Raw genomic sequence first — 20,188 nt, 5'->3', positions numbered from 1 at the left:
CGGTCAGTGTGCTTGCGGCTCCACCAATCCACGTCACTGCGGCAGCAGCGGCCCCGGCGATCATCGGCATTAGATCGACCTCCAGGCCGCGAGATACTGGAGCGGCTGGACCACCACGCCATGACCGTTCTGGAAGCCGATCACCCGGCCGTTTCCGACTGCCACCGCCAGCGCGCAGCCGAAAGGGTTATCTCCCTCGGTCGGCAGCGCGATGATGTCTCCGGGCAGGGCTGCCGCCGGGGCAATCCGGTTCTCTTCGCCAAGCGCGGCGTCCACCGCCTCCAGCAGGTTCGAGAAGCCCAGCTTACGCATGGCCCTGACCCCGCCGGCCTCGCTGGAATAGCGAAGCCCCTTCGTCAGGCTGACGCGCTTGCCCAGCTTGTGCAGCGCGTGACCGGCGAGCCGGATGCAGTCGCGGCTCTTGGCGCAGTCGTAGGGCTTGCCGGCGAAACGGTCGATGCAGGCCTGGGCCGCAGCGACGCGGCGGACGAGTTCGGGCCGCATCAGTAGGGCACGTCCGTATAGCGCCAGCCGCCGCCCGCGCCATTGCCGCCGCTGCCGGGCACGCCGGCCGTGTAGCCGTCGCGCACAACAGCCGGTCGCGGCGCGTCATAGCCCCACGGCAGATCGCGCTGGACCTGGGACACGAACTCCGCGCCCCTGGCGCCGGGCCAGACTGACTGAATGAAGGTGTTGTTGAGCCGCTGGCCCTCCGAGGCGTCGAACAGCCGCTCCCAGGCCGAGGCCACGTCGAAGGTGATCAGCGTCGAGCCCTCCGAGGTCTCGGTGTCCGCCGTGTCCAGCTCTCCGAGGAACAGCAGTTCAGGATCACCGATCAGCAGGCCGGTTGAAGGATTGACCGCGGCGAACCACAGGCTGACCGGCGCGCCCTGATTGGCGGGGTTGGTGATCGACGCCAGGGCCGCGAGAGAGGCCGGGAGGAAGCCGAACCGGACCTTGGGCGCCTCGGTGCCGATCTGCTCCGCAACCGTCTCGACCTGATCCAGCGTCCCGTAGACCGCGTCCTCGCCGCTGTAGGTCTCGCCGCCGAACACGACTTGGCCCGCGCCATCGGTGATGCGAATGGTGTGGTCCGGCAGCTCGATCTTGAGAAGCAGGCACACCAACGGCGCCGCACCTTTCAGCGCGGCGTCCAGGGACGCGTTCAGGGGCATGACTACTCGCGCTCGGTGATGGTGAAGGCGACTGAGATCGCGCCGATGGACTGCACGTCGCGCTCAACCACGCCCTGCACGAAGCCCTCCATTTTAGGAGCGGCAAGCTCGACCACAGCCAGGTGCGGCGGCGAACGACGGATCATTGGCCAGATGGGGAGCGTGACGAGCGCCCCACCGTCCGATGTGGCAGCCGCTGTGATCACATAGGCATAGCGACGTCCCGCGATGATGACCGAGAGCCACTTGCCCTTAGGCACGACTGTCCCCGCCGGCACGCCGCCAACGACCAGATTGGAGCCGGTCTGGCCAGACCCGGCGATGAGCGATGTGCCGTAGTCCTTTTCCGGAAGCTTTGGCTCCGGAATTCGCACAAGAGCACCCTCGGTGCGGGCTCGCAGCAGATCCGCGATGAGTGCAGGGCCGCAGGCCCCCGACGACACGGGCGGTATATCGATCGACATGGCCGAGCGCGTGCCAAGGCGCTGGATCATGCTTTCGGGCCCGCCGCCGAACGACGGCGCGAGGCTGCGAGCGCGGGATACCTCGCGAATGGTAACCCGCGTCCGGCGCGGCAGAACGATCTCTACCGCCATCAAACGAACCTCTGCCGCACCCGGCGCTGCGCCGTCCGCATCTGGGATTGGTTGACCGCGACGGCGCCTGCTGCTGCCCGATAGGCCATCGGCTCCGCTCGGCTGTCCACATAGGCGTCGAACCGATCATCGTTCGGCTGAACGCGGATTAGCAGTTCACTGCGCTGCTGGCTCGCGCGCTGGGCCCGGCCCATTGCGGCGTTGACGCTAGGCAGGACGGTGCCGTTGACGCTGGGCACGAAGACCTCGGCGCGGCGCTCACCAACGATATAGGGCTGACCAGCCGTGACCGGGCCGCCGGTGGCGCGCCTGCCGAACGACGACAGGAGAGATGACAAGAATCCACCGCCCTGACCCCCGCCAGAAGCGAAGCCCTTGGCGGCCTGGCTAAGCAAGTTGAACAGGTCGTCGGCCAGGTTATCCAGCATCCGGTCGGTGAAGCGGTCGGCCAAGTTCTCGAAGAATCCGCCCATGTCCCCGTCAATCGCAGCACGGATGCCGTCGCGGAACGAGCGGCGGAACTCTTCGCGCATCTCGCCCGAAATTCCGGCCGACTTCAGAGCATCAGCTTCCTCGGTGGCCTGGGCACGGGCGGCAGCAGCCGTCAGTTCCGGCCGGAGCCGCAGGATTTCGTTGATCCGCTCTTCGATGAAGAGTTCTCGCTCGGCCACTTCAATCCGCCTGGGGTCGCCAGACAGCCGCGCCAGTTCTGCCTCATAGCCCAGCCGGTCGAGAAGGAGGGCGTTTTCCCGCTGGGAAGCCTCGGACAGCGCATCCATGGCGCGCTGATTGTTCTCCCACAGGATCGCCAGGCCACGGGCCGAGTCTTCTGCTGTGGCAACAGCGGCGACCTGCGCCCGCGCCGCTTCGGCGGCGTTCTCGACCTGCGCGTCCGTGTATTGCCGCGTCAGATTGATCAGGTCGATCTGGCGCTGGGTGGCGATAGCCTCTTCTTCGCGGCCCTGTGCGCGCTGGAGGTCTAGCTGGCCCTGGAGGCGCAGCATTTCTCGCATCGCGGCCAGTTCTTCGGGCGTCGGGCCGGTCGGGCCCTTGGGCTTCTTGCCGCCACCGGAATCTGTGGACCCGACAGCGTTGAGGGATCCGCCGCCGGTCGTAAACCTGGCCGTCGGTGACGTGCTGATGGCGATGGCTTGAGACATCAGCTCAGCGCTCATCTGGTCCAGTCGGTCGGCCGCGGCTTCTCGGCCCGCCTGAACAGCCCTCGCAACGTTAGACGTGTAAGGACTGATGGCCCCGGCGCCCTCAGCGGCGCGCTGAATGATGCCCGGATTGCGCAGCTTCTGTGCCAGAGCCCTGTTTGACGCGATCTGCTCTAGCCGGGCCGCTCGGGCGGCCTGAAGGCGGGCGTCTGCGAGTTTGAGGGTTTCGCCGGCGAGGTTCCTAGTCGCGTCGCACAGGCTGTTTACACCCGACACGGCTCCCGCGCTGTCCGCTCCGAACTTCTGGCTCCCATCAGCCGCGCTGTCTGCCGACTGCTTGTATTCCCGCAGTAACTCGCCGGACCGGTCCAGCGCATCACTGACATCGTCGGTCGTCGCCTTGAGCGCGAGCAGGCCGGTCGTCAGGGCCGCGATGGCAAGAATGAGCGCGCCGACCGGATTTGCAGCAATCGAAGCGGTGAAGGTCCGCATCGCAGCCGTTGAGATCAAGGTGGCCCGCGTGACGCCGGTCATGCTGGCCGTCATTGCGGTCTGGAAAGCGATAAGACGGGCTGCCGCGATACTCTGGGCTATCATGGAGCCGCTACCGGCGGTCATCGCCAGAACGAAGCGCGTGCCCATGACCGCCGCGAGGACGCCGACAAGCTGCGCTACCGTGTCCAGATTCTCTCCGAGCCAAATGATCGCCTGGGCCAGTCGATCAGAGGCCGAAAGGCTTTCGTCCTGGCGGCCAATGAAGGCCCCTAGGTTGTTGTTCAGTTGGGTCAGCGCCTGGCCGACCGTGACGCTGGTCGAGTTGAACTTCGCCTCGATGGTGTCGCCCGCGCCGAGGATGGCGTTGATGATGATGTCCGCAGTGATTTTGCCCTCGGCGCCGAGGTCTTTCAGCGCGCCGATGCCGACGCCCATAGACCGCGCGATGACTTGTGCTAGCTCGGGCGCGTTTTCGCGTAGGGAACGCAGTTCGTCGCCGGCCAGATTGCCGGAAGCCAGGGCTTGAGACAGCTGCAAGGCCGCAGACGACGCCTCCTGGCTCGTCTTTCCCGACGCCTGGAACGACTTATTCAGCAGTTCGGTCAGCCGGATCGTATCGTTCGCGGCGAGCCCGACCTCTTGCGTCGCGATGGTCAGGCGGGCGTAGAGCGCGACCGTATCAGCCACGGACGACCGGCTGTCATTTGCCACCTGAAGCAAACGGTCCTGGCGACCCGCCAGGTCGTCCGTGGCCACCCCGGCGGCGGCCAGCTGGTTGGTCATCGACTTCCAGCCGTCCGCGTATCGTACAATCTGCTGGGTGGAGAAGGCGGCTGCGAGCGTCGGCGCCAGCTGTCCGAGGCTGCGCTGAAGGCTGCCCACCATGTCGCGGCCGGCGTTGTCCATGACTCGGCTCAGATTGCGCTGCGACTGCTGCGCCCGGCGCTCGACCTGGGTCAGGCGCCGGTCTGCGACCTCCCGCATGGAAGACATTGACTTCTCGAAGCGCCGCAGGTCGGCCGTCATCTGGAGGACCAGGGCTTCAACGTCTCGCGCCATGATGCCTCCATGGAAAAGGGCGGCTCCGAAGAACCGCCCTGACGACGACCGAGATTGTACGGCCTAGATTGAAGCGCCTCGGTGTTAGCCGAGGATTCGCAATCGGTGAGCTTCGTATTCTTCGTCGGTGATTTCACCGCGATCATGCCTGGAAGCGTGGCGGGCTAGTTCTTCATAGGGCGACGCAGGCGGCTTAATAGCCAACTTGCCGATCCGCTCCACCTTTTGTCCAAGCCACCCGAAGAGGACCAGAAAAAAGCCGATGTGGGCGGCTCCAAAACCAACCGCGACCATCGAGGAGTAGAAGGTAAGACCGGAGCCCGAGACGGCGTATGGGTTGCCGATCTGCGCCATCGCGTCGGCAAGGCCGAAAAGACCCAGAACCCCAAGGAGGCCTCCAACGGCCAGCAGTATCCATCCGAAAACGAGCATGCGCCTACCCCTCGACTTCCAGCGGTTCGATGATGTCGAGTTCTACGCCAAAATGGCCCTCATCAGCTCGCCCGCCCTTTCGCTCCCGGCGCCACCCGCCATTGATGAGCGCGGCACACCGGACCGGCTGCCCGGCCAACCCTAAGCGACGCAGTTCGTTTAAATGATCCGCAGCGTCCGCTCTCGAAAGGTAGGCCACCTGTTCCCCCATGATCTCGACGCGGACGGCATTCCCGTCGTGTGGGTTGGTCGGGTCCGGCCTTAGAATGGCCTCGACTTCTTTCTCGTGACCCTCTTCACAATGACCGCCGCAGATTCGCGAAAGCACTTCTTGACGATGGCTCTCGCCCACCACCTCAAACCCGAAGCTTCCATCCCCGACAAGGCGAGGGATGGAAACGGCGCGCACAGGACTGTGGCGAGTATGTTGCGCTACGATTGGCGGCTTCGGCTTGCCGAACAGAAAAGAAAACAGGCCCATCTGACCCTCCCAGGTCAGACACCCTATACGTGCGCGTACTTGGCGATCAACTCGTCGTGCTCTTCAGCGGTCGGCGCCGGCGGCTTCTCTTCGACGCCGTTCGCCTTGGCCCAGCCATTCACGACGGCCGCAAACTCCCACAGCGAAAGGTCATCAGCCTCTCTCGGGCCAAGACCTACGACGCCGGCTGTTCCGTAGATTCCGCCGAACCGGAGCTTGCCTTGGGGGAGGGGCTGCTCGTCGCTTCCTCCCCCCGAGGCTCCCCCAGCTCTTCGTCCTCCGCCCCGACCACTGCCGCCATGATGATGGCCTGGGCCAGCGTCACGAACGGCTGCAGAGGCTGGTCGTCGAAGTAGTCGATCACCAGCCGCGAGGCTTTCGCCTGGTCCAGGCCGCCGCCGATCAACCCCTGCAAGATGGTCTCGCGCAGGTCGTCCACTCGCCAGGTGCCGGCGGCGAACCGCTGGAGAAGTTCCATCGGCCCGGCGTCGACCTTCTCTTGAAGTGGGCGAAGGCGCCCGATGGGAAGGCGGAACGACCGCTCTTCGCCACCGAACGCCAGGCTGATCTCAGCGGATCGGCTCATCAGGTGTTGGCCGCCTTCGTGACCGGGCCGTCAGACGACAGGCTGATCGAGGCCTGCATCTTCTCGCCGCGGTTCCCGGTGATCGAGAACTCGGTGCAATGGAAGGCGCCGGTGAAGATCACGCCGCCGTCCGCCGAAGGCACGTCGATGACGACCTTGACGTTGCGGCTGTCGGGCGAGGCCAGCCAGTCGAAGAACTCTTCCACGTCAGGCGTGTTCAGCATGCCCGAGCCGGTGATGGAGGCCGACAGATTGGTCTTCTCGCGCAGCAGCCAGGCGACCTGTTCCGGGTTGTCGCAGTCGATCACTTCCTGATCGTTCGACCCGGCCGTGAAGGTGATGCCGCGTTCGGCGTTGATCGAGCAGTAGGTCGAGAAGACCTCCGGCGTTTCGCCGTCGCCGACCTTGATGAGCAGCTTTACGCCGCGCGCGTGTTTGACCTCAGCCATGCTGGGGCTCCTTTCGTCAGTCTATGAGAGAAGCCCCGGGTGGGGCGGCTAAACCGGATCCAGAAGGAGCCGGAAGGTCAGAACCGCGTGGGCCGTGAGCCCATCTGCAGCGGTCAGGTGGCGGGCGCTGTCGAACTCGATCAGCACGACGTCGAAGCCCGGCACGGTGATCGTCTTGAGAGCCTGGCGGATGGCGGCGGCCATGGCCTTGGTCTCTCGCCGGCTGTTCTCCGGGTCGTCGCTCGCGCGGGCCCAGCAGTGGACGGTCGAATAGACCTCGGAGCCGTCCAGGCACTCGGTGCTGTCGTCCAGAACCTGATCTTCGCCAATCACCACGTAGGGGAACGCGGCCCCGTTCGGCGCGGACATGGTGTGGATGACGACTTTGCCGGCCGTGCCTATAGCCTGGAGCGGCGCATATGCAGTCAGGGTCGCCTCGATGGCGTCCTGTAGGGCCAGAGCGGGGTCGGACATCAGCCGGTGGCCTTCTGGATGGCCTTGCGAGCGGCGCGGGTCATCCGCGAGCGCATACGACGGCGCAGCAGACGCCATGCCGGCCAGAAGAACGGGTTGGCCGGCATGCGCTCTGTGCCGAACTCTTGGGCCAAGGCGTAGTCGTAGGTCGGGGCACCCTTCTCGCTTTTGCGGACGGGCTTGGTGGTCAGGGCGCCGCCGGCCTGAACGCGCCGCGCGATGCGGGTCGACGTAGAGACGTCCTGCTGTCGGACGCTGTTGCGGAGCGCGCCATCTTCCTCCGGAGCAAACCGCTTGATCGTCTCGACGAGCTCTTCGGCATTGGCTCGGAGTTGGGCTCGGGCCGCCTTTTTCACCTCTGCCGGGATCGCCTTCATCCGGCGGCGTAGGTGGTCGCGGTTGGAGAACTTCATCAGCCGTCCGCCTCGCCACTGACCGCCAGAATGTCGATGAAGCCTGCCTCTTTGGCCGGCGACACCGCCTTGATGTTGAACGTCCGCCCCGTGCGCGCGTCTACGGCGCGAAAGGCCGGGTCGATGAGCCGCGCCTGCGTGCTGGTCCGAACCACGATGGCGGCCGGTTGACGGCCTTCCAGGCGCTGCGCCACGACGCTCTCGCCGCCGCGCAGCCATTTGATCTGGGCCCAGACGGTGCAGTGCTCCTGCCAATCGCCGAGGTGGCCTTTGGGTGTCTGGCCGCGCTCCTCGAAGCGGACGCGGTCCTTGAGGTCACCCGCGCCCGGCATCGGCCTTGGCCTTCGGCAAGCTACCGCCCTTTCGACCATCGCCGTCGTGGTCGAGCGGATCGCGGGCGGGCGGGTCAATCTCTTCGGCATCGCCCGCCGCAACAAGCGCCTCGCCCCAGGCGCGCTTCACCGTCAGTTCAGCGCCCTTGGGATAGGCCACAGTGATCCGGCGCTCTTCCGGCGGGGTGAAGTCGCGGTTGCGAAGAATGCGGACGCGCATGGGCAGCCTCCTAGACGCGGATGATGCGATAGGGGTTCAGCAGGGCGCCGATCGTCGGACTGACGCTGAAGGACTGCCCCGCCACCACCGTCTCGCGCGTGCCGAACAGGTCTCCCAGCATCAGCAACGACGCTGCCTTGAAGGCCGATTCCGCACCCTGCGGGACCAGCTTGCGGTCGCAGTGGTTAAGGCAGGACAGCACCGCCGCGTCCGTATAGGCCTCGATCAGCGTGTCCTGATCGTTGTCGTCCACGCGAAGGTGCGTCTTGGCCTCTTCGAGGGTCAGGAGCGGGCCGGTCGTGAGGACGACGACGCTCAGCACGTCAGGACGCCTTGTTCTCAGGCTTGGGCGCGGCCTTGTTCTTCGGCGGCGCCTCGGACTTGCCTTTCAGCGGCACCAGCACGCCGTTGGCGACCAGGTGCTCGACCTCGGAGGCGCTGCCTTCGTAGGTCTCGCCGTCCTGATATAGGCGGTCGAACAGAACCTGCCGCGTGACTTTGAACTTCTCGGTCATGGTGAGTCGTCTCCAACGGAAACCGACCCTCAGGCCGGTCAGATCAGATGCGTTCGCTTGGCGCTTTTGCGGATGTTGTCCGTCGCCCAGAGCGGCCGGAGATTGCTCAACGCCCACGCGGCCTTGAAACCGGGGCAGTCGGGCGTCGTGAACTCGAAACTGGAGACCGGCACGATGTGGTCGATGTGCCAACGGTCTCGGTTAGCCCAGGTCATCCCAGGCAGAAATTGACGCTCCAGATGCGCCATCAGGTCAGCAACAGAATACGACACCAGTGCTCGCCACGACCGGCCTGTTTTGCCACTGGCGAGCGACGCGTTCATGCCCCTGGTCATGCGGCCAGACAGGTTCGCTTTCGGGTCACTTGCCCTTTTGATGCGGTGCCAACGGTTGAACCGGCTATCGCGACAGGGCTCACAGAACCGCATCGACCCCACCGTTAGGATGAAAGATGCGCCGCAGTTTCGACAAGCGGTTTCCGCCCCGATGGCGCGCGCTCCCCCCTCCCGAAGCTTCGCCAGGGCGCGCCGCCGATCCGCCTCTCGGTCCCGCTCTTGCCGACAGGCGTCGCAGAAGCGCTTCTTTGAGGATCGACTTAGAAATTCCGCCTTACAGGTCTCGCACAAGCGAGGGCGATAGATCGCAGGTCGGACAATGCGGGGCATGGCGAACCATACCCCGCATTTCTACTGCCCGGAAGTGATTTAGGTCACGCGGCCGAAATCACCAAAGATGAAGGCCTCGGGGCGGTAGACCGCCAGGGCCAGCCGCTCTTCCGCCAGGATGGTGACCAAGTTCTTCGTGAAGTCGTCGTTCACGTAGCCAGTCTCCACGCGCGCATCCCAACGATCGAACACCTGGGCGCCCATCCGGAAGGCGCCGGTCAGGAACTTGTCGACCGCGATGGCCTGCGTCGCCACCACCGGCAGACCCCACAGGGTCGGTGCGATGGTGCCTTGCGGGTTGCCGATGATGTAGCGGCCCTCGCTGTCCTTCAGGGTCTCGATGAAGGCCCAGTCGATCGGGTTCATCACGTGGCCGGTGGCGGGGTATTCCGCCAGGGCCGCCTGCAGCATAGCCAAGCGCATCATGTCGATGCTGGTGGCGCCGGAGATAGTGATGGGCGCCGAGTAGGCCGTGGCCTGCGGGATGATGCCGTGCAGGTTCTGGCCCGATCCGCTGCCGTTCAGCAGCTGCTGCTCTTCGACATAGGCCAGGCCATACAGCAGGCGCTGGTCGATGGTCGAGCGGAGCTGCGACACATCGCTCAGGATCTGCTTGGACGCCTTCATCCAGTGGGCGATGACCTTGGCCGACGTGGTGACCAGATCGAACTTCAGGTCCGACTCCGGCTTGGCCGCGCCTTCAGCGACCGGGGCGGCGCTGTTGGTGAAGCCGGTTTCCTTGACGTATTCCAGCGTCGAGCCGTCCATGCGGCCCTGCGAAAGCAGGTCGCGGACGGTCAGCCGGCGCTGGGGCAGCGGCAGGATGCCGGGCAGACGGGTCTGGTTCACCGCGTCGCCCACCGAGCCGGCGGCGTCGGTCGTGGCCGAGGTCAGGGTGGCCTTGATCTGCAGATCGCCGCCGCGTGCGCTCTTCGAGAAGCCGGTAGCTTCGAAGGACTTGAAGCCCTCCGACTCCACAAACCGCTCACCGATGGACTTGGCGCGCTCTTCTTCGTGGCCGCCGCCGCGGGCCAGCTTCTGCTCCAGGTCGTCCAGACGGGCCTTGGCCTCGTTCATGGAGATCAGGGCTTCGTCGGTCTTCTCCTTGGCGGAAGTCGACTGATCGATACCCTTCTGGGCGTCCGCGACCGCCTTTTCAGCGATCTGCTTCACGGCGTCGAGCGACTTGTCGAAGTCGGCCTTCACCTCAGCCGCCATTTCGGCAGCGGTCTTTTGCTCGCTCATCGCAAGCTCCTTTTCGATGGATTGGGAGGAAAGAGCCTGCCGCGCGCAGCGGTCAGGCGAGGGTGGTCAACCGCGCAGAGCCGACAGAAAGGCCAGCACGTCATCCGCCTTCGCCTCGGGTTCCCCCCGAAGGTAGGGCTTGCACGCCGAGGCCATGGCGGCCGCGGCGCTCTTCGAGAACCCTGCATCCCGCAGGTGCTCTTCGAACTGTCGGACGGTCGGCTGTGAGCCGCCCTCCAGAATGCTTTTCACATCCGTGATCCGTGCAGCCCGCGACAGAGCGCCGAAGGTCACGATGGAGACCTCTTTCAAGTCCAGCTTCAGCAGGCGCAGGACGCCCTGCTTGTCGTCGTGCGGCTCGGTCTGCACGGTGCGATAGCCGATGGACAGCTCATCCAGCGCGCCGGCCTTGATCAGACCATAGGCCTCGGCCGCCAGCGGCGACACATCCTTCAGTATCCGGCCTTTGACGTAGAGGCCCTTGCTGTCTTCGGCCAGATCATCCCAGACCCCGATGGGCTTGGTCGTGTCGTGCTGCCACAGCATCTTGACCGACCGGCCCTTGCGGCGGCCGTCAACCAGCGACGCCGTGAAGGCTCCGGGCTCGACCACTTCGTTGTAGCTGTCGACGACACCGAAGGCCGAGGCATAGCCCTCGATCACGCCGTCGTCGCCCACCGCCTTGACGTCGAGCGCCAGGCCGCTGTCCTTGGTCTGGAGCATCACGCCCTCCTAAGCCGCTGGCGCCGGCGCTTGCCCGGCCTGAGTGATCGGCTGGTTTTGCATCTGCATGCGCGGGACATCGCCGCCGGGGACCGGGGGCAGGTTTTCCAGCGCGCGAACCTCGTTGATGGTGGTCCAGCCGTTCTGCAGGCCGGATTGATAGAATGCCGCACGAGCGGTGCTGTCGCCTCGCAGGAGGCCTTCGAGATTGAACTCGATCGTCACGCCCGCGGCGCGGTCGGCAGGGGTCAGCAACTGCTTCTCCAGGGCCTGCTCGATGCGCTTCAGACGCTTGCGCAGGGTGAACTTCTGGAAGGCCAGGGTCTGCTGCTCCAGGCCCGTCCCCCAGCTGGTCGACTTCTCGGTGTGGCCGACCATGTGGGGCGGAACGCCGAATAGCCGGCAGACTTCCTCGACCGAGAACGCGCGGCTCTCCAGCATCTGCGCGTCCTCGGGCGAGAACGACAGTTGCTTCACCTCGGAACCGCCCTCGGCGATGTAAGGGCGGCCGGCGTTCATGGCGCCCACGAACTTCTCGACCAGGGCGCGCTCGAATGGGTCGCGCTGCTCGGCCTTCAGGAACTCCTTGAAGGCTATGACGGTCGACGGCCGCATGCCATTGGCAAACATCCCGCCGGCCGCCTGGTTGACGGCGGCTGAAAGGCCGAAGACCTGTCGGCCATAGGCCAGCGTCGACATGCCTCCGAGCGGCGAACCGCCGAATCCGCGGACGTGCAGCATGTTCTCCTGCGGCTCGTCCCAGGACTTGCCGTTCTCGGTCCAGCGATAGCGAAGCGATCCGCTGGAGGTTCGCCGGACAGTCGGGCAGAACACCGGGTGCAGTGCAATGATCCGCCCCCCGATGCGCTCGATCCGGGCGTGCATGTCGCCGCGAAGCTCCAAGGCTGCGACGCCGCCCTCCCAGAAGTCCATCGCACTCTGATCGTAGTTCGGGCTGTCGTGCAGCACCCGATAGAGGGGGTGCGCGCGGTAGACTTCTCGACGGTCGCCGCGGTCGCGGTAGACCATCAGCGGCAGGCTGGCGATGGTCCCGGCCAGCAGGTTGACGCATGCCCACGCTGCCGAGAGGTTCAGCACCATGGTCTCGGTCGGCACCACACCAGACCAGACCGGCTCAGCATCCCACCCATCCGTCTCGGTCAGCCGAAGCTGGCGCACGCTCTGCGTGACCGGCGCCGACTTCAACCCGATGGCGTTCAGCGCCTTGCCGATCAAGCTGGCACCCCCAGGGTGGCGAGGTAGTCGTTCCATCCCGCCTCCGTGGGTTGATCATTCGACAGTGCGGATCCGACCGCCATGGCCGTAGTGACTAGGCCGTCGATCCAGCCGCGTGAGCGCTTCTTGTCGAAGGCCCGGTTTTTCTGGCCGTCTTCCACCACCAGCGCGTTGCCGGCGCAGAAGTAGGTGACAGGGTTGTTGTCGATGACGACGTTTTCGTTCAGGATCGCGTCTTCGAAGCGCTCGATCGACCTCGGCATGCAGAGCTGCCGGTCCTCGAACATGACCCGCGTGCCCTGTGCATGCGCGACCAGCTTGAGACCTTCGCCTTCCGGCTCTTTCGGGCCTTTCCAGCGCCACACCGCGAAGCCGATCTGCTCACAGGCCGCGATGAAGTCCTCGATCATCGCGGCATCGAAGGCGAGGAACTGCAGGTCGTGCTGGTCGAATATCTCAGCGACCTGGGCCGCGACGAACGTCTTGTCGATCACCGCGCCGGGGTGGGCCTCTACGAATCCGTCCTCGACCCATTGAGCCAGGGGCGCGTTCGCCTTCCGCTCGCGGTCGGCCAGCCCGTCCTTCGTCGTCCAGTACCAGGTCTTGGCGTATAGCTTGCCGTCCCTAATCCACACCACCGTCAGGGCAGTCAGGTCGTTCTTCTTGGACAGGTCGAGAGAGGCCCAGCATGGGCAACCCCTGAAGTCGTTCGGATCGACGGAGCCCTGAACGGCGGCCCAGGCCCCTTCTTCGATCCAGAAATCCACAGCGCCTGTCGGGATGCCAAAGTACAGCCGCTTCACCGACATGGCTGTTGAGGTCATCGAGCGGGCCGAAGTCACCTCGCCGCGGATGTTCTCGATTGGGAAGGTCAGATCGAGCGCTGGCAGTGCCTTCACCCACGCCGCCTCGTTGTCGAAGATCGTTTCCCGGTCAGCCTTGTCGACGCGAGCGATGAAGGCGAAAGCCTCGTCGTCGATCACCTCGCCCTTGAGGACGCGCTGGAAGAAATCGCTGTAGCTGGTTCCGACCAGCTGAGTAGACGCTGGAGTGTTGGTGCCCAGCAGCATCATGGCGTCGCCAGGCATCTTCGCGATAGCGCGCTGCCAGGTCTCGATTGATGTGGCGAACTTGAACTCGTGGATCTCGTCGGCCGTGACGAGTGAGGGGCGCGGGCCCGAGATCGCCTCGCCGTTGGCCAGTGCCTGAAACTTCGAGCCCGTGTCCGGGTGTTCGATCTTCCAGGCGTTGTCGCCCTCGCCGCGGATCAGCACTTCGCCACGGCTGACCAGGCTGTCCTCTTCGTCGTCCGGCGTATCCGGCAGGTTGGCGCGGCACATGGCCACCGCATCCTTGAACAGCACGTTCGCCGTCGCCCGGTCCTGCCCGATGGCATAGACCTCGCTGCGCTTCGTGCCGTGCCAGCCCATCATGTAAAGGCCGATGGCGGCCATCAGTGGAGACTTGGCTTGGCCCTTTCCGGTCTCAAGCCAAGCCCGGCGAAAACGGAGACGGCCGCTGGCCTTCTTCCACCCGAACAGGCAACCGACCACGAACGTGTGCCAGGGCAGCGGCACAAAGGGCTTGCCCTCCATGGCGCCGGCCGTGACCGTCAGGACTGCGGGGAAGAAACCCAGCGCCCGCCCTGCGGCTTCCACGTCGAAGAACAGGCCGTTGCCCGGGCTGTTCGCCAAATCCTTCAGGTGGCGAGCCGCGGCGAACTTGCCGAACTCACCCGAGACGATGCGACCCGCGACGACATCCTGCGCCCATCGGGTCGTGGGATCAGCCGCGACCGGCGACCGGCTTGAGGTACGAGTCCGACGCACGTGCCGACCTCGCTTTCCTTTCGACCTTGGCGGCCGTTGACCTGCGGCGGGGCGACAGGCCCAACTCGGCTTCCAGCGTGGCCGCGTCCGAGCCGGCCTCGCGCATGGCCGTGAAGTGCGGGCTGACCCTGGCGATAGCCTTTGGGTTGCCGCGCTTCGGCTTCGTCACCGCGCCATGCTCGGCAACCTCTCGGCTGCATCGGTCGAAATTGATGTAGGCCAGAACCAGACGCTGGATGGCGTGGCGGTTCGTGGGTGAGAGCGTGTTTCGCTCGCGCATCTCGGTCGTAACCATGCGCCAGTAGTCGGAGGCCGAAGCGACCTCCAGCTCATCCGAGAGCAGCAAGCGCCAATGCGGCTCGGGTACAATGTCCCCGGTGCCCGAAACCACTTCCATGCAAGTCCCCTACTACGTAGGGGGTCCCAACTTTTCAGTCTGAAACGCATTTCGGTGCGAATGCAGGGACCCCGCCGGTCTCCAGACCGATCGCCTCTAAACTTTCGACACCCCCCGCCCGGGTGCTCCGGGGCGGTTCCAGGGGTGTCCGATGTCCTTTGGCCGGCCAGCCGCATCACAGCCGGGCTCATAGCCCAATGCCTCGATGCGTTGCTTCCGGCTGGAGTGGCAGCGCCACGGCTCTTCGTCACAGAGCGTCTGAAGCTCGCCTTCCCAGAACAGCCGCTCATCGCCCTTATGCGGGACAACGTGGTCAGCGACGGTGCCTGGGGTGACCCGGCCCTCACTCGCACACATGCGGCAGAGCGGCTCGTCTCTCAGCTGTCGGGCGCGCCGACCGTTTGGCCCCTTCCAGCGAGCGCTATTGTACCAGCTGCGGTACGCTCTGGCCTCTTCGCTTCTGCGGTCCCAGAGCTTGCCCATGGTGTTGGTCCCGGTCGGCCGCCTTCAGGACGTGAGCGGGATTCTCTGCCAGGTGCGCCCATAGGTTCCGTCAAAGCCTATGCGGTCGTGGGTGCTGACGTAGATGCAGCCAGCACGGCGATCGATCTTCCACTGGTCCTCAGGCAGTAGGCGAAGGCGCTCGCTCTCGATGGCTACGTCGACAGGGATGCCGGCAATCCATCCCGCCAGGCGCATGACCCAGGCAGAGGCTTTCAGGCGGAAGCTGAACAGCATCGGCGTGTAGACACGGATGCGAAGGTTGGCGGTCAGTTCACCGATGTTGACCTTGGTCTCATCGATCCGATGACCGAGGCCGTTGCAGGTGGCGGGAATGCTCCGAGCAGGCATGACGCCTCCTGTGTCATTGGTCCCGGTCGTTCCGATCCTGTCACCGCATTCACACACTGCCCGCCAGAGCAGTGCCGCGCCACGGTGTGCCTATGAGCCTAAGGGTCGGCGTGGTGCGCTGCTGTGAGCCGGGTACAGCTCAGCGTGGGAGGGCGCGGGGGAAGGTGGTCGATCAACACGGCTTCGCACTCACCCTCGCCAGCCGGCTCTACGCCGCTGCGTTGGGTGGCGGGTGGCTCGCCTCCGCTGGAGGCCCTTATCGGGAGAGGCGCGTTTGCCCCAAGCCATAGCCGCGACCAGCCGTAGGCTGACCGTGAACGCATAGTGGTTGCGTTCGCCGGGAAACACAAGCCCTTGTGTCACGCCGCCTTCTTTTCGTCCTCGACCAGCTTGAGCTCATCCACGTGCATGCTGGCCTTCCAGTTCAGGGCCTCGCACATCATCAGCTCGACCCGGCCGTCTTTGCCGGACTTGAGGATGCGGCCGATCAGATCTTGGAACGGCCCCTTGAGAAGAACCTTGGCCTTCATGCCAGGCCGGAAGGCGTCGCGCTTCGACGCTGTGTGGTCGAACTCTCCGGCGGCTTGGCGGGCTCGCAGGCCGTAGACGAACCTGGGGTCGATCTCTCGCGCCTGCCCATCCCAGCCAACCACGCCTGTCGCGCTCTCGACTTGCATGGCGAAATAGAGGGACTTGCCGGGCCCGACACCCACGAAGACGTATCCTGGGATCAGGGGCCGCTCCCTGCGCTCCCTGCTGCCTGTCTTGTTTCGCTTCCAGTCGGCCTCGGCCGGCAGGTAGGCGTCGAAGCCGCGTTCCCGCAGGCCGATGACCACCTTGTGCTCGCACAGCGACTTGGTGCGCATGGCGAACCAGACCAGCCGGCATGACGGGTCGGGCTCGGGGAGGGAGAAGACCTCGAGGACGCAGGGCTTGTTCGCGGTCATGCTGCTTTGTCCGTCTGCTGGCGAGAGAGGCGTTTCAGTTCTTCGACCTGGGCCGAGGCGATGCGCTCCGCTGTCCGCCATGAGGCTTGAGCGTCCTTGGCTGTGGTTTGCGGAAGGGCGGTGAAGGCGACCTTGGCCAGGCGGGTGCGGAGGTGGTCGGTCATGCGGCGCGCTGCCGGGCCCATAGCGCCCGCATCTCAGCGCTGACTCCGGTGTCGTCGACCTTGGCGGACGGGGTGGGCTGGCGCGCCTTGGCCTTCAGCTTGGCGAACGGATCCTTGTCGGCCATGGCCCGGTGAAAGTTGGCCATCATCACCTGCACCTCTTCGGCGCTGGGCCGCGGTTCCTCCGGCTTGGGCACCGCGGGCTGGCTGGCGACCACCGCCGCGCGGGCGCGGTTATAGGCCCGCGTGAAGCGGCCGGTGCTGGGCGTCGTCTTGGCGAGGTGGGCCAGCTTGCCCGGTTTCGGCGACCACTCGCTATCAGGCAGAGCGATGTAGGCCACCATTCCGGCTTCGATCTGCGAGGCGGTCAGGCCGTTCAGGGCTTCGAAGTAGTCGGCGAAGAAGGCCGCCCATTCGGCTTCGGTGCGCTCGGTGCGCAGGTCTCCGAACGTCTGCTCGCGGCTGCGGAGGATGCCCATGATGTCGGCGGGCGAGGCGGGGCGCAGGGCCTCTTGGCGAAGCTCGGGCAGCATCATCGAGGCCTGACCGCGCAGCAGATCGCTCTTGGCGATCACGCCGATGGCGACATCGTCAGAGGGCTCTTCGAGCAGCCATGACCTCAGAGGCCCAGTCAGCGCCGGCAGACGCACGGTCTCGATTGGCGCGGCGGGCAGATTGGCGGTCGGAAAGCTGGACATGGGCTGGGCTTGCATGGCGGGCCTCGGGAAGGGTCAGGGCGGCTGCGTTGTCGGAGATCGATTGGGCGATGGCGGCGTCGAAGAACTTCCACGACGCGATCAGCGGACCACGCTTGGCGGCGATGGTCGTGACCACCGGTACGACGTCGTGTTCCCAGCTGGCCCCGTCGCGGCGCCAGGCGGCCAAGCGCCCGGCTGTCAGGGTCAGGCCTGGCTGGCGGGCGGGGTCGAGGCGGACCGTCTGTGCGGCTTGGGCCAGAAGCTCGGCGTGGCGGCGTGTGTCGCCCTCGGGCCAGTCGCTGGCCGGGGCTAGAGCTGGCGTCTCGACCACCGCCGGGGAAACCGTCTCGGGTGCCTGCGCAACAGCAGCAGCTTCCTCTAACGGTTCCTCTAACGGTTCAAACGAAGTGAGCCCCGACACTGTGTCGGGTAGGTTTGGACAGGATGTCTGTTTGGTTTGGACAGGCTGTCTGTTAGGTGCGCGCCTAACCGACTTTGTGTCGGGTTGGACGTTCTCCCTCCGTTCGGGGTGTTTCGGCCCCTTGGAGATGATCAGATCCGACGTCCGCGAGCCGTCCTTACGGTGCCGCCGCTCACGCTCGATCCACCCCATACCCTCGAAGGTGGCCAACGCGCGCTCTACGGTCTTCACTGAGCAGCAGGCCTGCTCCGAGATGGTCTCCTGACCCACGAACGTGGTGCCGTCCGGCCCGACGTAGTTGGCCACGACCAGCAGGACGGCCTTCTCCGTCGCGGTCGCGCAGGCTTGCTCCAGCGCCCATGTGATGGCCTGGACGCTCATGCTGCCGGTCTCCAGGCCTGCTGCGCACGCAGGATAGCCAGGCGGGCCTCAAGGACTGCGATCTCATCAGCGACAGGATCGGTCGTAGCGGCGAACGCCGCAGTGATCCGGTCAACGTCCGCAATCAGCTCGCCGCGCTTCATCAGAGCTTCAACCGTCCGGATGCCGTGCAGCACCGTGGTGTGATCGCGGCCGCCCAGCATGGTGCCGATAGCGGGCAGGCTCATCCGGGGGACCAGGAGCCTCATGCAGTACATTGCCACCTGACGGGCGCGCGCTATGTGCCGGGGCCGAGCCTGGCTGCACAAATCCGCGAAGGTCAGGTCGAAGTGGTCGGCTGAAAATATCGCAACCGAGCGTGCGGTGATCCTCATGCGGCCCTCGGCATCAAACCCGCATCCCGGGCACGCCTCAGCTGGGCTTCCACTGCCCCCTTGGTCCGCTTGAGCTTCCTGGCGATCTGACCGTGGCTCAGGCGGCCCTCTGAACAAAGGTCGACCAGCTCTTCCACTTGGGCGGCTGACCACCGGTCTGACGCCTTCGGGCGCGGCTGAAGCCCGAGCTGATCCGCCATGAGGGGTACCCGCTGCCGGCAGACGCCGATCTGGTCCCCGATCAACTGAAACGTCGCGCCGCTCTCCCAGAGGGTCACGAACTCGCGGTCCCTCCGGCTCAGCGGCTTTTTTGGCGTCACCGGCTCGGGTGCCTTGTCGACCACCTTCGCCCCTGGCCCGTCAGCAGGCGAGAGGATGCCCTGCACGTCCACCACCGGACGGCCGAGGTACTTGGCGATCATCGAAGGCGTCGCGCGTGGGCCTATGGCCGCCTTGGCGCGATCAACCTCAGCAGAGGTCAGGGCGCCCTTTCGGGCCGTGGCGAAGAGGCCGGCGCTCATGCCGCCACCTCGATGGCCTGGAACATGCCCTGCTCAGTTGAGATGCGACGGCGCGCGATCTCGGCATACTCGGGGTTCAGTTCGATGATGGTGCAGTCCAGGCCCATGCGGTCAGCCACCAGAGCCGTGGTCCCGGCACCGCCGAAGGGATCAAGGACCGTTCCGCCAGCAGGGCAGCCAGCCCGCAGGCAGCGCTCGGCCAGTTCCGGCGGGAAGGTGGCGAAGTGAGCCTCGGAGAACGGTCGGGTGGCGATGGGCCAGACCTGAACCGGCGCGGGCTCGTAGTTGCGAAGGTTCCGGCCTTCACCGCGCGGTGTTTGTTCGATCCCGGTGTGGCTGATGTGGCCAGCATGGCGCGGGGCCATCGCAGAAGCGCGGAGCGCCTTCTCCTTCGCGTCCCATCGCTCGTTGAATCCAGCCATGCGGCGACCGGATGATCCGCCAGCTCGATCTGCGCATTCAGCGGTCGCGATCTGCTTGTTGCCGCGAACCTTGCGCTTACCCGTGGTGGCGTTGTCGGTAGCGCCGCCGGTGTAGGCCCCGCCTCGGAACGTGTTCGCGTCCTCGTCAGAGGTCCGGCCCTGCCGCACGGCGTCCGCGTCGTAGTGGTAACGCGGCGCCCGGCTCAGCAGGAAAATCTTCTCGTGCGACGTGGCCGGGCGGTCATTGATGCTCTCGGGCATCGGGTTCGGCTTGGCCCAGATGATCTCCGAACGGACCCACCAGCCGGCCTCTTGCAGGGCGATGGCGAGCCGGTTCGGGACCATGCAGAGGTCTTTGGCCTTCAGCGCGCCCCGGATGGTCGAGAAGGGCTTGTCGCGGAACGTTCTGTCGTCGGTGCCGGCCGCCTTTGTGTCGGCAGCGCTGCGACCGTTCGGGCTGGTGGCGTAGCAGTCGCCGTAGTTCAGCCAGAGCGTCCCGGTCGGTTTAAGGACGCGGCGCACCTCTTCGAACACCTCGACCATGACAGCCAGGTGTTCAGCCAGCGTCGGCTCCAGGCCGATCTGACCGGCCACCCCGTAGTCGCGCAGTCCCCAATAGGGCGGCGAGGTGACGACGCAATCGACGGAGTCGGCAGGCATCTCGCGCAGGCGGGCGCGGACGTCGCCAATGAGGATCGATACGCTCATCGGGCCACCTGCCCGTGCTGAGGGGCTTCCAAGGCAGCCAGGGCAGTTTCAGCCGACAGCAGTTCGATGTTCGCTGCACGCAGGGCGTTGCCGGCCGCCTTCATGCGGCGGGTGTCCTGCCGGGCGTTGGCCTGGTTCCATTCCAGGTAAGCCAGCCGGTAGGCCTTCATGGCCTTGGAGACGCGCCGGCGCGCGGCGAGGATGCGGAGGCCGAACAT

At 65.6% G+C, this 20,188-nt stretch carries 29 protein-coding genes; all 29 read right to left on the bottom strand.

The genetic code is table 11. The features are described from left to right. Window positions 1–69: 69 nt before the first annotated feature. Window positions 70–504: a hypothetical protein gene (locus tag E4M01_RS13440; RefSeq protein ID WP_135065456.1), complete on the bottom strand. Its 435-nt coding sequence runs from the start codon at window positions 502–504 to the stop codon at window positions 70–72. Then, window positions 504–1,175, bottom strand: a complete 672-nt coding sequence (locus E4M01_RS13435) for a DUF2163 domain-containing protein (protein ID WP_135065453.1) — start codon at window positions 1,173–1,175, stop codon at window positions 504–506. The genes E4M01_RS13440 and E4M01_RS13435 overlap by 1 nt, the downstream gene beginning before the upstream one ends. Window positions 1,176–1,177: 2 nt before the next feature. Then, window positions 1,178–1,771: a hypothetical protein gene (locus E4M01_RS13430; protein ID WP_135065450.1), complete on the bottom strand. Its 594-nt coding sequence runs from the start codon at window positions 1,769–1,771 to the stop codon at window positions 1,178–1,180. Continuing rightward, window positions 1,771–4,485 (bottom strand): tape measure protein, encoded by a 2,715-nt coding sequence (locus E4M01_RS13425; protein WP_135065447.1) that lies wholly within the window; start codon window positions 4,483–4,485, stop codon window positions 1,771–1,773. Before E4M01_RS13425 ends, E4M01_RS13430 begins: the two co-directional genes overlap by 1 nt. 84 nt (window positions 4,486–4,569) lie before the next feature. Next, window positions 4,570–4,917: an SHOCT domain-containing protein gene (locus E4M01_RS13420; protein WP_135065444.1), complete on the bottom strand. Its 348-nt coding sequence runs from the start codon at window positions 4,915–4,917 to the stop codon at window positions 4,570–4,572. Between the two features lie 4 nt (window positions 4,918–4,921). Further along, on the bottom strand, window positions 4,922–5,398 hold the full coding sequence (locus tag E4M01_RS13415; protein WP_135065441.1) for a hypothetical protein: 477 nt from the start codon (window positions 5,396–5,398) through the stop codon (window positions 4,922–4,924). 175 nt (window positions 5,399–5,573) lie between these two features. Next, window positions 5,574–5,984, bottom strand: a complete 411-nt coding sequence (locus tag E4M01_RS13410) for a gene transfer agent family protein (protein ID WP_135065438.1) — start codon at window positions 5,982–5,984, stop codon at window positions 5,574–5,576. Next, entirely contained in the window at window positions 5,984–6,433 is a 450-nt protein-coding gene (locus E4M01_RS13405; protein WP_135065435.1) for a phage tail tube protein, read from the bottom strand. Before E4M01_RS13405 ends, E4M01_RS13410 begins: the two co-directional genes overlap by 1 nt. Before the next feature lie 48 nt (window positions 6,434–6,481). After that, entirely contained in the window at window positions 6,482–6,907 is a 426-nt protein-coding gene (locus tag E4M01_RS13400) for a DUF3168 domain-containing protein (RefSeq protein WP_167765432.1), read from the bottom strand. Continuing rightward, complete coding sequence (locus tag E4M01_RS13395) at window positions 6,907–7,320, bottom strand: HK97-gp10 family putative phage morphogenesis protein (RefSeq protein WP_135065429.1); 414 nt, start codon at window positions 7,318–7,320, stop codon at window positions 6,907–6,909. Before E4M01_RS13395 ends, E4M01_RS13400 begins: the two co-directional genes overlap by 1 nt. Next, window positions 7,320–7,652, bottom strand: coding sequence for a head-tail adaptor protein (locus tag E4M01_RS13390; protein WP_167765430.1), 333 nt, complete (start codon window positions 7,650–7,652; stop codon window positions 7,320–7,322). The genes E4M01_RS13395 and E4M01_RS13390 overlap by 1 nt, the downstream gene beginning before the upstream one ends. Then, a complete protein-coding gene (locus tag E4M01_RS14385; RefSeq protein WP_167765428.1) occupies window positions 7,636–7,872 on the bottom strand; it encodes a hypothetical protein in 237 nt (78 codons plus the stop codon). The genes E4M01_RS13390 and E4M01_RS14385 overlap by 17 nt, the downstream gene beginning before the upstream one ends. Before the next feature lie 10 nt (window positions 7,873–7,882). After that, window positions 7,883–8,194: a head-tail connector protein gene (locus E4M01_RS13385; RefSeq protein WP_167765426.1), complete on the bottom strand. Its 312-nt coding sequence runs from the start codon at window positions 8,192–8,194 to the stop codon at window positions 7,883–7,885. A gap of 1 nt (window position 8,195) precedes the next feature. Further along, window positions 8,196–8,387, bottom strand: a complete 192-nt coding sequence (locus tag E4M01_RS13380; RefSeq protein ID WP_135065422.1) for a hypothetical protein — start codon at window positions 8,385–8,387, stop codon at window positions 8,196–8,198. 38 nt (window positions 8,388–8,425) lie between these two features. Further along, window positions 8,426–8,710: a hypothetical protein gene (locus E4M01_RS13375; protein WP_135065419.1), complete on the bottom strand. Its 285-nt coding sequence runs from the start codon at window positions 8,708–8,710 to the stop codon at window positions 8,426–8,428. Window positions 8,711–9,091: 381 nt separating this feature from the next. Then, window positions 9,092–10,297: a phage major capsid protein gene (locus E4M01_RS13370; protein WP_135065416.1), complete on the bottom strand. Its 1,206-nt coding sequence runs from the start codon at window positions 10,295–10,297 to the stop codon at window positions 9,092–9,094. Window positions 10,298–10,363: 66 nt separating this feature from the next. Next, window positions 10,364–11,020 carry an HK97 family phage prohead protease gene (locus E4M01_RS13365; RefSeq protein WP_135065413.1) on the bottom strand — a complete coding sequence of 219 codons (657 nt, stop codon included), beginning with the start codon at window positions 11,018–11,020 and terminating at the stop codon, window positions 10,364–10,366. Between the two features lie 9 nt (window positions 11,021–11,029). Continuing rightward, window positions 11,030–12,256, bottom strand: coding sequence for a phage portal protein (locus tag E4M01_RS13360; protein ID WP_209316044.1), 1,227 nt, complete (start codon window positions 12,254–12,256; stop codon window positions 11,030–11,032). Continuing rightward, the gene (locus E4M01_RS13355) at window positions 12,253–14,085 is read right to left on the bottom strand and encodes a terminase large subunit (RefSeq protein WP_135065407.1); all 1,833 of its coding nucleotides are present in this window, start codon (window positions 14,083–14,085) and stop codon (window positions 12,253–12,255) included. The genes E4M01_RS13360 and E4M01_RS13355 overlap by 4 nt, the downstream gene beginning before the upstream one ends. Continuing rightward, the gene (locus E4M01_RS13350) at window positions 14,042–14,482 is read right to left on the bottom strand and encodes a P27 family phage terminase small subunit (RefSeq protein ID WP_135065404.1); all 441 of its coding nucleotides are present in this window, start codon (window positions 14,480–14,482) and stop codon (window positions 14,042–14,044) included. Before E4M01_RS13350 ends, E4M01_RS13355 begins: the two co-directional genes overlap by 44 nt. 507 nt (window positions 14,483–14,989) lie before the next feature. Further along, window positions 14,990–15,334 carry a hypothetical protein gene (locus tag E4M01_RS13345; protein WP_135065401.1) on the bottom strand — a complete coding sequence of 115 codons (345 nt, stop codon included), beginning with the start codon at window positions 15,332–15,334 and terminating at the stop codon, window positions 14,990–14,992. Window positions 15,335–15,693: 359 nt separating this feature from the next. Continuing rightward, window positions 15,694–16,281, bottom strand: coding sequence for a transcription termination/antitermination protein NusG (locus E4M01_RS13340; RefSeq protein WP_167765424.1), 588 nt, complete (start codon window positions 16,279–16,281; stop codon window positions 15,694–15,696). Further along, window positions 16,278–16,445, bottom strand: a complete 168-nt coding sequence (locus E4M01_RS14380) for a hypothetical protein (RefSeq protein ID WP_167765422.1) — start codon at window positions 16,443–16,445, stop codon at window positions 16,278–16,280. The genes E4M01_RS13340 and E4M01_RS14380 overlap by 4 nt, the downstream gene beginning before the upstream one ends. Further along, window positions 16,442–17,095: a hypothetical protein gene (locus E4M01_RS13335; protein WP_135065395.1), complete on the bottom strand. Its 654-nt coding sequence runs from the start codon at window positions 17,093–17,095 to the stop codon at window positions 16,442–16,444. The genes E4M01_RS14380 and E4M01_RS13335 overlap by 4 nt, the downstream gene beginning before the upstream one ends. Further along, window positions 17,037–17,945 (bottom strand): helix-turn-helix domain-containing protein, encoded by a 909-nt coding sequence (locus E4M01_RS13330; protein WP_135065392.1) that lies wholly within the window; start codon window positions 17,943–17,945, stop codon window positions 17,037–17,039. The genes E4M01_RS13335 and E4M01_RS13330 overlap by 59 nt, the downstream gene beginning before the upstream one ends. Further along, window positions 17,942–18,319, bottom strand: a complete 378-nt coding sequence (locus tag E4M01_RS13325) for a helix-turn-helix domain-containing protein (protein ID WP_135065389.1) — start codon at window positions 18,317–18,319, stop codon at window positions 17,942–17,944. The genes E4M01_RS13330 and E4M01_RS13325 overlap by 4 nt, the downstream gene beginning before the upstream one ends. Further along, window positions 18,316–18,840, bottom strand: a complete 525-nt coding sequence (locus tag E4M01_RS13320; protein ID WP_135065386.1) for a hypothetical protein — start codon at window positions 18,838–18,840, stop codon at window positions 18,316–18,318. Before E4M01_RS13320 ends, E4M01_RS13325 begins: the two co-directional genes overlap by 4 nt. Further along, window positions 18,837–19,970 (bottom strand): site-specific DNA-methyltransferase, encoded by a 1,134-nt coding sequence (locus E4M01_RS13315; RefSeq protein ID WP_135065383.1) that lies wholly within the window; start codon window positions 19,968–19,970, stop codon window positions 18,837–18,839. Before E4M01_RS13315 ends, E4M01_RS13320 begins: the two co-directional genes overlap by 4 nt. Further along, the gene (locus tag E4M01_RS13310) at window positions 19,967–20,188 is read right to left on the bottom strand and encodes a hypothetical protein (protein ID WP_135065380.1); all 222 of its coding nucleotides are present in this window, start codon (window positions 20,186–20,188) and stop codon (window positions 19,967–19,969) included. Before E4M01_RS13310 ends, E4M01_RS13315 begins: the two co-directional genes overlap by 4 nt.

The sequence above is a fragment of the Brevundimonas sp. MF30-B genome, assembly GCF_004683885.1.
Lineage (GTDB): Bacteria > Pseudomonadota > Alphaproteobacteria > Caulobacterales > Caulobacteraceae > Brevundimonas.
Note: the sequence above shows the minus strand (reverse complement) of the source record. Positions and strands in the feature narration are given on the sequence as shown.